This window comes from Sphingobacteriales bacterium (assembly GCA_016700115.1).
In the GTDB taxonomy this organism is placed as follows: Bacteria; Bacteroidota; Bacteroidia; order Chitinophagales; family UBA2359; genus UBA2359.
The window spans coordinates 5,679,724-5,693,897 of record CP064999.1 but is presented as its reverse complement, the minus strand read 5'-3'; the positions used below and the strand labels follow the sequence as shown (position 1 = coordinate 5,693,897).

The following is a 14,174-nucleotide window of genomic DNA, read 5'->3' as shown; positions in this document are numbered from 1 at the left end:
CAACCTGGGATTTAGTAAATGATTGAATGGGGAAAATCACATTTAACAAAGATTATTTACTGAGTTTTTAAAACTGCAAACAATTAGAAAAAGGGGAGTTTAGCCTGAATTTTAGATTATTAAGGAGGAGCCGTTGATTACATTACTGTCCATAAAATAAAGTAACAGATCTATAAATTCGAAATTGGTTTGATTTTTGGGAGCATATAAATGGCAGCTATTGACGGGTTTTTACCTAACAGTACCTATCTGATAAAGTATAGTTTAGACAGATGTGAAGCAGACAGCGTATTTTTTTTACTTTTTCTTGAAATATATTAAGGAGCATGGTATTTTTACGCCAAAATATCTCTTTGTAAATAGAAAATTATTTATTTGAAAGTTGCCGACAAATATTTTACTAAAAAAATGTTGTGGTTTATTACAAAGTAGCTAATTTTAGGCCAACGTTTGAATTAAATCATATTCAATACGCATTATTTGTCGAATATTTACAGATTTATTTAACAAAGAGAATTAACTTTGTTTAAAACCGCATAATGTTTATACATTGTGCCGTAATTGTAGGAATTTAAAACAGATAGGAAGAAAACAGGAATTAAAATCAACAAAATCAATAAAACTTAAAATCATAGCTATGAAGTTTAAGGCAACTTTAATTAATCGTTTAACCTGGATCGCTTGCATGATATTGGTTTTTGCAAGTACAAATCAGGTAAATGCAGGTGTAGTGAATGTACAGTTTGCTAATCCGGTGGTAAACTGTGTTTCAGGAACCCCAACTACCTTTTGTATTACCTTGCAGGTTCGTGCCCAAACCGGCACCTTTAAAATAGGTAATAGTACCGCGTTTTTTCAATACAATGCCAATGTGATCAACAATCCGGTGAAAACAGCAGGAAGTGATGCACTTTTTAGTACAGGAAGCGGCTATGGTTTTGCCCCACAGTTTTCTTCTTTGGAACAAGGTAATATTGGAGAAGGAAATTTTAATGTACTTTTAGGAGCAGGTGCCGGAACTCCAACAACTGATGTTACAAGTACAGCTTGGACAAATATGGCCCAGTTTTGTTTTACTATCGTAAATAGTGCCGGAACTGCTAACATTTCCTTTAATACTACTTATACCGGTTTTAACGATCAAACAAATAACCCCGCAAATTCTCACACACTTGGAACAAGTAGTCCGTTTAGTGGTGGAGTATCGGCTTGTTCAGTGGTAGGTACTATAGTACAACTTAAAGCTCATTTAGAAGGACCTTATAATACTACTACAGGTATTATGAACAAATCATTAAATACCTCTAATTTGGTTCCCCTGCTTCAACCCTACAACCAAACTCCCTGGAACTATACAGGTACAGAATCTCTCGCTGCAATTCCTACGGATATGGTGGATTGGGTATTGGTTTCTGTTGCTACTTTGAGCGGAACCACCTGGACAATTGTCGAACGAAAAGCAGCCATAGTTTTACAAAACGGAACGGTTACCGATCCTACAGGCGGCAGTACGACGGGCGTAACCTTTAACTCTTTAACTCCGGGAGGCAGCTATTATATTATTGTACGTCACAGAACTCATATTCCGACTGCTTCAAGTTCAACGATTGTTTTGCCTAACGTTTCTCCTTATGATTTTGGTCTTACCAACCAAAGTATTACAATTGGTGCGACAACATACACCCAACAAAAAACAGTTGGAACCGGTGGAACCCAAAAATGGGTAATGCGTACCGGTAATGCCAATGGCGATAACAATGTCAATACGTCTGACCGTAACTCCTGGAACGCCAACAACCCCAGTACTAATGTATATAAAAATCAGGACTTTAACATGGACGGTCAAGTCAATACGGCAGACCGAAACCGATGGAATGCCAATAATCCATATACCGGATTTGTAGTTCCACAACAGTAAAAAGGTTATTCAAAAATCAGATAACTTCATGTTTCTGAAATCTCAGATAAACAATAAAACAACCGACAGTTTTTTGTCTATCCGCAATTAAAAATAAAAAATTTAAATATTATGCAATTAAAAAACTTTACAATTGCCTTGAGTTGCATGGTGCTCGCCTTTTTATTCTCAAATAATGCGTTTGCGCAAAACTTTGGGATTGTAGTCGGCGCTCCTACAGTAGATTGCTCCGGAGGAACACCAACTGTAACATTCACCCTATCGGCAACTTCCACTTCTGCTTATTTAGTAGATAACTGGAATGCCTTTTTGTATTTTAACCAAAATGCAATTACCAACCCGCAAATTACGTTTGCTCCCGGATTTACCGGCAACTATGGTAACGGTGTGGATGTCCTTGTTGGTATTACACAATTTAATGCCTTTTGGAATGGAGCAGCAAACGGACAAACCCAAAGTTTCAGTACCACACCAACACTGTTGGTAACTGTAACATTTGATATTGTTAACAATGCCTTGCCTACCGGGTTATTATTTGAAATTGCTCAAACCTTTGGAACTGACAACAGCTTTAACGAATATTATCTTGCTGATGGTAGTTTGTTTGGAGGTATTACATTGGCTTGTCCGGCAGGGCCATGTTCTATCAACAGTTTGGTTGCCGGTGCTCAAAGCGCATGTGTTCCTGCTTCAAATACTTATACTCAGGTAGTAACTGTTAACTACAGCAACCCGCCTGCAGGTGGAAACTTAATTGTTAATGGTCAAAGCTTTCCTGTTACTTCCAGCCCTCAGGCTGTAATTTTAACAGGTCTGACCGCAAATGGTAATGCAGTTAACGTAACTGCATCCTTCAGCGCAGAACCGGGATGTACTTTAACTACCAACAGTTTGTTTACTGCCCCAGCAAGTTGTGCACCGGTTTGTAATATCAGTGGCATAACTGCAGGTACTCAAACTGCTTGTGTTCCTGCTTCTAATACTTACACACAACAGGTTACAGTAACTTATAGCAACCAGCCTGCAAGTGGTCAGTTAACGGTAAATGGCCAAAACTTTGCCATTACAAGCAGCCCACAAACTGTAACCCTGACCGGTTTGACTGCAAATGGCAACAGTGTCAGTGTAACTGCATCTTTTACAGCTGACCCCGGTTGTACTTTAACTGCCAATGATTTATTTACCGCCCCTGCAAGTTGTGCACCGGTTTGTAATATCAGCAGCATAACTGCAGGAACTCAAACTGCCTGCGATCCTGCAACCAATACTTATACACAACAGGTAACCATTACTTTTAGCAACCCACCTCCGGTAGGGAACTTAGTGGTAAGTGGTCAATCTTTTACTATTGGCACCAGCCCACGCACAGTAACGATAACCGGACTTGCTGCTGACGGAAACCCTGTTAACGTTACAGCCAGTTTTTCGGTGAATCCCGGTTGCGCGCTAACAGTAAATGGTTTGTTTACTGCACCTGCTAACTGTACTCCGGTTTGTAATATTACCGGACTATCTGCAGGAGTTCAAACTGCATGTGTTCCGGCAACCAATACATATACCCAACAGGTTACTGTTCTTTATGTGAACCCACCTGCTTCCGGTCAATTAACTGTTAATGGTCAAAATTTTGCCATCACCGGCAGTCCTCAAACAGTAACCCTTACCGGATTGAACGCAAACGGAGCCGGGGTAAATGTTACCGCCTCTTTTACTGCTAATCCAAGTTGCTCATTGACAAATACGAATGTTTTTGTTGCTCCTGAAAGTTGTGCAATAGTAGATCCATGTTTGGGCGTTATTGTAAATGGTACCGCAACTTATAATTGCACCACTAACTTACAACTCTCATCAACCGGTGGTTCAGGCTCTTATACCTTCACTGCCAACGGCAATCCCGTTAATAATGGCGATGCTTTAGCAAATGGTACCTATACGATTGTTGCAACCGACTCAAACGGTTGTTCAGATTCTACTCCATTCACTTTAGTTGTCAATAGTCTAACCGCATTATCAGTTTCATATAGCTGTGTAAACGGACTAACATTTAATACAACAGGTGGTGTCGGCCCATTCTTATTCACCGCAGATGGAACACCGGTAACTAATGGAAGTTTCTTAATTGATGGCACCTATACCATTAATGGTTCTGATTCCAATGGTTGTGTTGCTACCACTACTCTAAGCGTTGGATGTGACCTGTGTACAGGCGTAGTGATTGATGTGGATGCTTCTTATGACTGCGACCTCGGCTTGGACGTTTTAGTTAATGGTGGCACTTGCGGTGGATGTAGCTTTAACATCACGGCCAATGGTATTGCGGTTACGAGCGGTTCTTTCCTGCCTAATGGTACCTATACAATTGTAGCTACTGATGTAAATGGTTGCACAGGCACACAATCCGGATTAGTAGTTGATTGTATTTCAACCGGTTGTACCGGTGTAGATATTGAGGTAACGGCTACGTATAATTGTGCTACCGGCTTAGTGGTATCTGCCACAGGTGGAGATGGTGAATATACTTTTAATTTAGAAAGTGGTGCTGTTTTGGCAAATGGTTCTTATACTATAGTAGCAACAGACGAAAATGGTTGTACTGGAAGTGTTGGATTAGATGTAGATTGTATTTCTTGTGTTGGAGTTACTATAGATGTTACTGCATCTTATGACTGCAATTCAGGATTATCAGTCAGTGCCTCTGGCGGAACGGGTTCGTTTACTTTTATGACCAATGGATTTTCAGTAGGCAATGGATCTTTCCTTCCCGATGGTGCATACATTATTACAGCTTTTGATGATAATGGTTGTGCAGGTAGTGCAACTATTACTGTATCAAGCATAAATTTAACCGTATCTTACAACTGCCTTACAGGACTTAGCATCAGTGCTACCGGTGGAACAGGCTCTTATAGTTTCTCGACTACCCAAGGTAGCTCAGTAGGTAATGGAACGATTTTAGCAAACGGCTTCTATCAGTTTAATGCTGTTGACGGAAACGGTTGTTCCGGAAACATTGCCGGCTTAACTGTTAACTGTGGTGGTACAGGCGGACCTTGCGATGGAGTTGATTTCCTTGTTGCTGCAACCTACGATTGTGAAAACGGTCTGTCTTTTACTTCTATAGGTAATGGCACTTCTCCTTACACTATTATAGCAGATGGTACAACACCGGTTACTGATGGTTCTTTCTTAGCTGATGGCACCCATACTTTTTCAGTTACAGATGCTAATGGTTGCTCTGGTTCATTCCCGGGTACAGTTACTGTTGATTGCGGCATTACACCCGGCCCATGCGATGGAGTAACTATCAGTGTTTCAGCTACATATAGCTGTGCTACCGGTTTATCAGTAAGTGCAAGTGGCGGAACAGGTCCATATAGCTTCGGGCCTTTAAATGGCACTTTCCTTCCCGAAGGAGTGTATATTATTTCTGCAACCGATGCCAATGGATGTTCAGGCACGACCGTATTAACAGTTGGAAATTGCAATCAAGCACCTGTTGCTAATCCGGATGCAATTGTTGCTTTAGAAGGAACTGCAACTGTAACTATAAATGTACTACCCAATGATAGTGATCCCGATGGCGATCCGATTTCATTAGTAAGTATTGATGGTGTTTCTCCTTCCGGAGCAGGTAGTGTAACAAACTTTACAGCAGGTGGTCAGGTAACATTTGCAATTACCCCCGGATTTACAGGTAATGTTGTCATATCATATACTATTCAGGATTCTAATGGCGCATCTGCTTCATCAACTATTACTGTGACGGTACAAAGTTGTGATGCGAACGCAGGTATCTTAAACAATTCATTTAATTTGTCTTGCGCCGATAGTTTGGGATTAGGAGGTTTTGACATAGCTGCAACAGGGTTTAACAATTCTGCAGGTTATTCGCAAAGCTATTTCATCGTTGATGGTGCCGGTAATATTTTAGCCATTTCTGCATCCGGCGATTTGACAAATATTCCTTCAGGAACTTATTCTGTCTATGCTGTTAACTATGCTGATGCAAGCGCACCAACTTTTGGTGTTGGCACAAATATAGCAGACCTTTTAGCCCAAAGCGGAGATGCTTGTTTTGATGTTTCAACTCCTGCAGAAGCTGTTGTTTTAACCCAGGTTACTTTAGATTGGGAAACATTCTGTGACCCAACTGTGGATGGTGGTTTCTTTGTTAGACTTATTGCAAACGGAGGTTTCCCTGCTTACGCTAATGTCGGTGGATATGGTACAAACTTGCCGCCTTACTTCATACCTTGGGATCCTATTCTTGGAGCAGGTGTATTGGTTTCAGGTCCTTTCCCCAACGGATTACCATGTTTCAAAGTAGATATCGTGAGCGATGGTTTCTTGTGTACTGTCGGAGATATTTTGGTTTGTCCTCCTGAACCTTGTGTAATTGAATGTACACCTGAGGCCGGTGATATGTCAGACGAATTACAACCTGTTTGTGATGGAGCTTCTGCTTCCGTTCTTTCAGTTGGTATAGAAATAGATGTTGAAGAAGTAGGATTTTATGTAGTACATACAGCCCCCGATCTTGGAGATGGCGATGTATTGGCTGTTTTTGCTGTTCCATTCAATGTTACCGATGCAGTTTCTATTGCATTAGCTGATGTTCCGGGAGCAACAACTAACACCGTATATTATGTAAGTGCTATTGTAGGTCAAAATGACTTTGACGGAGATGGACTTCCCGATTTAGGCGACATTTGTACAGATGTTTCTGACAGCACTCCCATCGTATTCTTAAATCCATTATTAGTAGATATTCAACCCATCTGTAATGATGATACACAGGAATACACTTTGGTGATAGCAGTGTCCGGTTCTTATCCCGAATTTGACCCCAGCGCACTTTATACAGTATTTGGCGATTTCAACGGTCAGATTTCAGAGTCTGTATTGGTAGCAGGTTATGCTTCAGGAAGTGAATATTTTATTGGTGTTACAGACGATGCAGGATGTTCTTATACCGAAAACAATTTGGTTACCTGTAAACCTACTCCAATTACCTTGCTCACTTTTGATGGTAAAGTTTTAGCAGAAGGAAATATGCTTAACTGGACAACAGCTACTGAAACTGATAATGATTTCTTTACTCTCAAACGTTCAGTAGATGGGGTTAACTTTAATGCTATTGGTACGGTTAAAGGTGTTGGTAACAGCATTATAGCAAATAGCTATGAATTCTTAGACAAAAATGCACCAAATGGACTTAGCTATTATGTCTTAGAGCAAACCGACTTCGATGGAACAACAACTATTGCTTCAGAAGTAATTACGCTTCGTCGCGATGCTGCTCCTTTTGGATTTGTAGATGTAGCTCCAATTCCAACTGCAAATACTTTGACTGTAAGCTATAACACAAGCCTGGGTGGTGAAGTGAAATTCGTAATCCATGATGTTGCAGGTCGTTTAATTTCAAGCCATATTGTTTTGGCTCAAAATGGGTTGAACAATGTTAGTTTTGATGTTTCAAACTATTCTGCAGGTGTTTACTTTATCACTATCAACAACGGTCTGAACGTTCAAACTACCAGATTCGTAAAAGAATAACAGATTTCATTAGTTAAAATCTGAAAATTAGCCCTGCTTCAATAATTGAAGCAGGGCTTTTTTATATTATCAGGTATAGAACTGGACTCCTGGCAAAATGCATTTGGAAATTCATGAAATGTCAGGAAATTGTAGTATAGTATAATGATTATTGTAAAATATTGACTCTGATAGCAAAAAATAACCTGCCAAGTTGTAAGTTTGCATTTGAATATTTAAAAACTCCTGATTTTGTTTATGTTAATAAATAAACGAATCTATGGAAGGAGATTGGTTTTACAAAATGAATTACTCTGATTTAAAATTAAATTAAGTATTATGCAGTTGAGAAATTTTACATTTTTTCTTTGCTTATTTGCTCTAGTGCTGCTTGGCTCAATCAACGTGAAAGCTCAAAGTTTTAATGTGACAGTAGATAATGTAACATTAAACTGCACTTCTGCGCCTCCACAACTTACTCTAACTCTGTACGCTAATTCTGATGTGGAATATCTTGTGGACAATTGGAATTTGTTTTTGTATTTTAATTCACTTGCATTGTCGAACCTTCAGGTAACAATTGCACCAGGATTTAGCGGTAACTATGGAAACGGAGTACAAGTATTAGACGGAATAACCCAGTTTAATGCCTTTTGGAATGGAGCCGCCAATTCGCAAACCGAATCTTTTAGTAATCTTCCCAACGAGTTGGCAACCCTGACTTTTGATGTTTTGGATGGTAATTTGCCTTCTGGATTATTGTTTGAAGCAACTCAAACATTTGGTTCTGATAATAATTTTCAGGAATTTTATACTTCTAATCCGGATATTTTTGGAGGAATTTCTTTGCTTTGTGCCGTTCCGGTATGCCAAATTACAGACTTACAAACGGGAGTTCAAGGAATTTGTAACCCGAACACCAATACATACACTCAGGAGATTGTTGTAACATATCAGGACAGTCCGGCAAGCGGGCAGTTATCAGTTAACGGTCAGGTTTTTGATATTACTGCAAGTCCGCAAACTGTAACTTTGACCGGTTTAAATGCTGATGGAGCTTTGGTCAGTGTGAATGCCTTTTTTACTGATGATAACGCTTGTTCATTATCATCTTCAGATTTATTTACCGCACCTGCTAACTGCATAGTAGTACCGGTTTGTGCTATTACAAGTATTACAGCCGGTGCTCAAAGTACATGTGACCCTATAACAAACACCTACTCTCAGGAAATAACCGTTACTTATGAAAATGCACCTCTTGGAGGCAGCTTAATGATTAATGGTCAATCCTTTGCAATTACAGGAAGCCCCCAAACAGAAACACTAAACGGTTTGGTTGCTGATGGTGGAAATGTAACAGTGATGGCTGCTTTTACCGATGACACAGCTTGTAATAGTGTAGTAAATGACCTTTTTACAGCTCCAGCTAATTGTGAGGTGATTCCTTTTTGTGCTATTACCAGTTTAACAGCCGGTGCTCAAAGTACATGTGATCCTATTACAAACACCTACTCTCAGGAAATAACCGTTACTTATGAAAATGCACCTCTTGGAGGCAACTTAATGATTAATGGTCAATCATTTGCAATTACAGGAAGCCCTCAAACAGAAACACTTAATGGTTTGGTTGCTGATGGAGGAAATGTAACAGTTATGGCTGCTTTTACCGATGACACGGCTTGTAATAGTGTAGTAAATGACCTATTTACAGCACCGGCAAATTGCGAAGTTGTATTGAATTGTGCAATTACAGATATTACAGCCGGTACACAAAGCATTTGCGATCCATTAACTAACACTTATACTCAGGAAATTACGGTTTCTTATACAGATGCCCCCAATACCGGAGATTTAGTAGTAAATGGACAATCTTTTGCTGTTACAGGAAGTCCGCAAACAGTAACGTTAAACGGATTAACTGCTGATGGCTTGATGGTAAGTGTTACAGCATCATTTTCTGACGATGCAGGTTGTAATTTTGCAGTGGATGATTTATTTACAGCACCGGCAAATTGCGAAGTTGTATTGAATTGTGCAATTACAGATATTACAGCCGGTACACAAAGCGCTTGTGATCCATTAACCAATACCTATACTCAAGAAATAACGATTACATACGAAGATGCCCCTGCTTCCGGTGATTTAATGGTAAATGGCCAGGCTTATGCTATTGCTACAAGTCCCCAAACCGTTATACTTACCAATTTAATAGCCGACGGTGCAACTTTTAGTGTATCGGTATTCTTTTCAGATAATGTGGGATGTGCAATAGTTGCCGATGATTTCATAACTGCACCTGAAAGTTGTGCTTTGCCCGACCCCTGCGAAGGAGTTGTTATTGAAGTTGCTTCAGCATATACTTGTTTGACCGGATTGTTTGTTTCCTCATCCGGAGGTGTTGAGCCTTATTCATTTACAGCTAACGGTACCCCTGTTGAAAATGATGATATACTAACTAACGGAACTTACACAATTGTTGCCACTGATGCAAACGGTTGTTCCAATGCGGTAGATAATGTTTTAACAGTGAATAACCTGACCACACTTTTGGTTGACTATAATTGTGAATCGGGAATTCTTTTAAATACAGTTGATGGAGTAGCACCATTTTCATTTAGCTTAAATGGTGATCCGATTTCGGATGGAGAATTGTTGGATGATGGCACATATTTAATTGAAGCTTCTGATGATAATGGTTGTAATGCAAGCTTAGTATTGGTAGTATCATGTGCTTGTGCTCCTGATGCAGGAAATATGTCAACGTTATTGCAAACTGTTTGTGATGGTAATTTAGCCTCTGCGCTATCTGAAGGATTGATAGTAGATACTGATAGTGGTGAGTTTGGTGTTTATTTAGTTCATACAACTGCCGACGTTAATGATGGAGGTATAATTGGTGTATTTGCAACCCCATCTGATCCTGCCGAATCCATCACGTTTGCTGCTTCTGACTTGAACGGAGCAGTTAATAATACCTTATATTATATTACTACTGTTGTAGGTAGGACTGATGAGGATAGTGATGGAATTCCTGATCTTGGTGATGCCTGTACAGATATTTCAGAAAGTCAGCCTGTTGTGTTTTTAGACCCACTTATTGTGGACATTCAACCAATATGCGATCCGTTCACTTTTGAATATACGTTGACGATTTCAGCAAGTGGTGGATATCCTGCTTTTGACAATGGTGCTTTATATACTGTTTTCGGAGATATGGATGACCAATTTTCCTCAACAATTCAATCGGCACCTTACCCCTCAGATGCTGCTTATCTAATAGGTGTAAGCGATGGTGGTGGTTGTGCTTACAGTGAAAGCAGAATAATTGATTGTAACCCAACTCCTGTTTCGATGCTCCGTTTTGATGGCATTGTTTTGCCACAAGGAAACCTTCTTTCATGGACAACAGCCACTGAAACTAATAACGATTACTTTACCTTAACCCGTTCGGCAGATGGCATTAATTTTACCACTGTCGGGATAGTTAAAGGTGCAGGAACTGTGAGCACTTCACGTAGTTATGAACTTCTTGATAAAAATGCACCCTCAGGTATCAGCTATTACAGACTTGTTCAAACTGATTTTGACGGTACAACTTCACTTGCTTCCGGAATAATTGTTTTGCAACGCAATGTGGCAAATTTAGGTTTTGTAGAAGTATCGCCAATTCCGGCATTTAATCTGTTGAATATTACTTTTAACACAGGATTGTCTGGTGAAGTCGAATTTGCGATTTATGATTTAACAGGCCGTAAAATAGAAGCACTCAGCAAAATAGCTCAACAAGGGGTAAACAATTTAAGCATTGATGTGAAAAATTATGCTTCCGGAATTTATTTCCTGTCAATGAATAACGGACTTGATGTTCAAACCATCCGGTTTGTCAAAGAATAAGAGTTAAATTTACTCTTAAAACCCCCGTTTGGTAACCCCAAACGGGGGTTTTCTTTGTTCGCCAGCCAATTATTTTGAGTTTTTAAATATTTTTGTTTGAACATCGAAATATTTTTAAAATAGCTTCGTTTAATATTAAAACTTAAACATGCCACTGATTTTCAGAACATCCGGGCTATTTGTTACATTCCTCTTACTTGTTTTATTATTCGAATCGTGTAAGCACGAACCTATTTTGCCAGATGAAAATCCATTAGATACAATTACAAACCCTATAGATACCACTACATTGCCACCACCGGATACTACCGATATCAACGATAACCCTTGTTTGCCAAATGTAATCTATTTTGAAAGAGACGTACTTCCAATTTTATTATCAAATTGTGCAAAATCAGGTTGTCATGATGCTTCTTCACATCAAGATGGTGTCATATTAGATAGCTATATAAATGTTATGAATACTGCTGATGTTGAACCTAATGATTTAGACGGAAGCGATATTTATGAAGTTATAACTGAAGACGATCCTGACAAAATTATGCCCCGGCCTCCGAATTCGCCGTTAAGCAGTGCTCAAATTTCCATTATTGGACAATGGATCTCACAAGGAGCTCAAAATTTAACTTGTGATGAAACAAATGGATGTAATACAGAGAACGTAAGTTTTAGTGCAACTGTTTTTCCCATCATTCAGAACTACTGTATGGGATGTCATAGTGGAAGCAGCCCGCAGGGAGGACAATTATTAACGAATTATGCTCAAATATCGGCAACTGCAAATTCAGGTAAATTAATAGGAGTTCTGAACGGTACAAGTTATACTCCAATGCCATATTTACAACCACCACTGAATGCCTGTTTTATTGATAAAATTGAAGCCTGGGTAAACTCAGGTTCTCCTAACAATTAAAAAGAAAATTGTTATAAAAAAATTAGATGCAGAAATGTCTGACATTGAGTCTATCAGTTTTTTTTCATCCATTACTATTGAATGTTAAACCTAATGTCAGTTTATTTATCTAATTGAGAGGGAATTGTATATGGTTAGGCGAGTTTAAACAATTTTTAATACTGATTTTTAACATTTCAAGTTAAATTCAAAACACCTAAGAATGTCAGTCTGATTTCATCTTGTTAGGATTAGTGAATAATAAGCAATATTGTAATCATGGTTTAGTGTAACTTACAGCGCTTCAATTAATTAACAGTTTAAGTCTGATATTTTAACCGTATAGCCACCATTTCAAGTTCTTAAAGTTCAACCTGTGCTAAACTGAAACAACATGTATCGAAAACTTTTTTTTCCTTTTATCATATTGTTTATACTTGCATTTCATGCAGCTTGTTATTATGACAATGAAGAAGAACTTTATCCGGATAACGGGCAACCCAATAACTGCGATACCATAACTGTAACATATTCGGGCACTATTCTCCCTTTACTGCAATCGAAATGTTATGTATGCCATAGTTCTGCGGCAGCTTTAGGCGGAATTATTTTGGAGGATTATGCAAATGCAAGACAATATTCGCTGAATGGTAAAATGTACGGTGCAGTCAGCCATAGTACAGGATTTTCACCAATGCCTCAAGGTGGGGCAAAATTACCTGTTTGCGACATTGCGGCAATTAAAAAATGGACCGATGATGGTGCGCCCAACAACTAAAATTTGATTGTTTTTTTTTACTAACCAACAATTATCATTTATGAAAACGAAAGCCTTATTCGTATTGTTGATTGTAGCAGCTTTAGGTGGCTACATTGGATGGAATATGTACAACAAACCTGTATCCCAGACAACAGATTTGAAAACAGATTTACAAGTAGATGCTCAGGCATTATTTGCCGAATTTGAGCAAGATGAAAATGCGGCAAACCAAAAATACAACGACAAAGCCATTGAAGTAAGTGGAGTTATAACCGGAATTGAAGCGCAAGACGGTAAAACAACAGTTGCCCTTAAAGGGGGAGATATGGGTGGTGTTAGTTGTGAAATGCAGGATGCTTCGGGAACCGAAAACCTTAAACCGGGAGATGCCGTAGTTATTAAGGGTGTTTGTACCGGGGTTTTAATGGATGTAGTTTTAGTCCGTTGTGTACTTAAAAAATAATAAATCCAATAGTTTATAGCAATTCTAAACAACTTTTATTTCTAAACAAATTTGAACTTATGAAAAATCAAGTAATTCTCGTTGCATTCTTATTAGTGTCAAGTGCTTCAATTTTTGCTCAAAGCAAATATTTTACCAAGAACGGGCACATTGATTTTTTCTCATCCACTCCGGTTGAGGATATTTCTGCGGTTAATGATAAAGTAACCAGCATATTGGATATTGAAACTGGAAAATTGGATTTTGCCGTTCTAATCAAGGCATTTGAATTTGAAAAAGCCTTGATGCAAGAACATTTCAACGAAAACTATATGGAGTCTGATCAATATCCCAAGTCAACTTTTAAAGGTCAGATTGATAATATCGCTGATGTAAATTTCAGCAATGATGGTTCTTATTCTGTAACTGTTTCGGGCGACTTAACCATTCATGGTGTAACAAAACCGGTATCAACTAGGGGAACTATTGATATTGTTGCCGGAAAAATTGCTGCCAATTCAAAATTTACCGTAGCAGTGGCTGATTATAATATCGAAATCCCAAAACTGGTCAAAGACAATATCGCAAAAAACATTGACATTACGGTTGCTATAAAATATCAACCCTATAATCAATAAATCAGCCGATTTTTTTTTAAAACGGGTATGCAGAGCCTACAATTCAGTGTAACTTCGCATACCCGTTTTTGTGTTTTTAGATATTCAAACAAGTT

General features: G+C 38.7%; 7 protein-coding genes. All 7 read left to right on the top strand.

Annotated elements, in window-relative coordinates; translation table 11 throughout:
- The first annotated feature begins 637 nt into the window (after nucleotides 1-637).
- The 7 genes from IPM47_20600 to IPM47_20570 all read left to right on the top strand — a co-directional run bounded on the left by IPM47_20600 (nucleotide 638) and on the right by IPM47_20570 (nucleotide 14,079).
- The gene (locus IPM47_20600; GenBank protein QQS29202.1) at nucleotides 638-1,918 is read left to right on the top strand and encodes a hypothetical protein; all 1,281 of its coding nucleotides are present in this window, start codon (nucleotides 638-640) and stop codon (nucleotides 1,916-1,918) included.
- Nucleotides 1,919-2,029: 111 nt separating this feature from the next.
- On the top strand, nucleotides 2,030-7,474 hold the full coding sequence (locus IPM47_20595; GenBank protein ID QQS29201.1) for a cadherin-like domain-containing protein: 5,445 nt from the start codon (nucleotides 2,030-2,032) through the stop codon (nucleotides 7,472-7,474).
- A gap of 384 nt (nucleotides 7,475-7,858) precedes the next feature.
- Nucleotides 7,859-11,347, top strand: coding sequence for a T9SS type A sorting domain-containing protein (locus IPM47_20590; protein QQS29200.1), 3,489 nt, complete (start codon nucleotides 7,859-7,861; stop codon nucleotides 11,345-11,347).
- Nucleotides 11,348-11,495: 148 nt separating this feature from the next.
- On the top strand, nucleotides 11,496-12,260 hold the full coding sequence (locus IPM47_20585; GenBank protein ID QQS29199.1) for a hypothetical protein: 765 nt from the start codon (nucleotides 11,496-11,498) through the stop codon (nucleotides 12,258-12,260).
- 373 nt (nucleotides 12,261-12,633) lie between these two features.
- Entirely contained in the window at nucleotides 12,634-13,017 is a 384-nt protein-coding gene (locus tag IPM47_20580) for a hypothetical protein (GenBank protein QQS29198.1), read from the top strand.
- Between the two features lie 40 nt (nucleotides 13,018-13,057).
- Entirely contained in the window at nucleotides 13,058-13,462 is a 405-nt protein-coding gene (locus IPM47_20575) for a hypothetical protein (GenBank protein ID QQS29197.1), read from the top strand.
- 59 nt (nucleotides 13,463-13,521) lie between these two features.
- Complete coding sequence (locus tag IPM47_20570; protein QQS29196.1) at nucleotides 13,522-14,079, top strand: YceI family protein; 558 nt, start codon at nucleotides 13,522-13,524, stop codon at nucleotides 14,077-14,079.
- Nucleotides 14,080-14,174: the final 95 nt, after the last annotated feature.

What these genes read in the sequence shown, in the direction of transcription:
- IPM47_20600 (QQS29202.1), top strand. Translation starts at nt 638, where the DNA reads ATGAAGTTTAAGGCAACTTTAATTAATCGTTTAACCTGGATCGCTTGC.
- IPM47_20595 (QQS29201.1), top strand. Translation starts at nt 2,030, where the DNA reads ATGCAATTAAAAAACTTTACAATTGCCTTGAGTTGCATGGTGCTCGCC.
- IPM47_20585 (QQS29199.1), top strand. Translation starts at nt 11,496, where the DNA reads ATGCCACTGATTTTCAGAACATCCGGGCTATTTGTTACATTCCTCTTA.
- IPM47_20580 (QQS29198.1), top strand. Translation starts at nt 12,634, where the DNA reads ATGTATCGAAAACTTTTTTTTCCTTTTATCATATTGTTTATACTTGCA.
- IPM47_20575 (QQS29197.1), top strand. Translation starts at nt 13,058, where the DNA reads ATGAAAACGAAAGCCTTATTCGTATTGTTGATTGTAGCAGCTTTAGGT.
- IPM47_20570 (QQS29196.1), top strand. Translation starts at nt 13,522, where the DNA reads ATGAAAAATCAAGTAATTCTCGTTGCATTCTTATTAGTGTCAAGTGCT.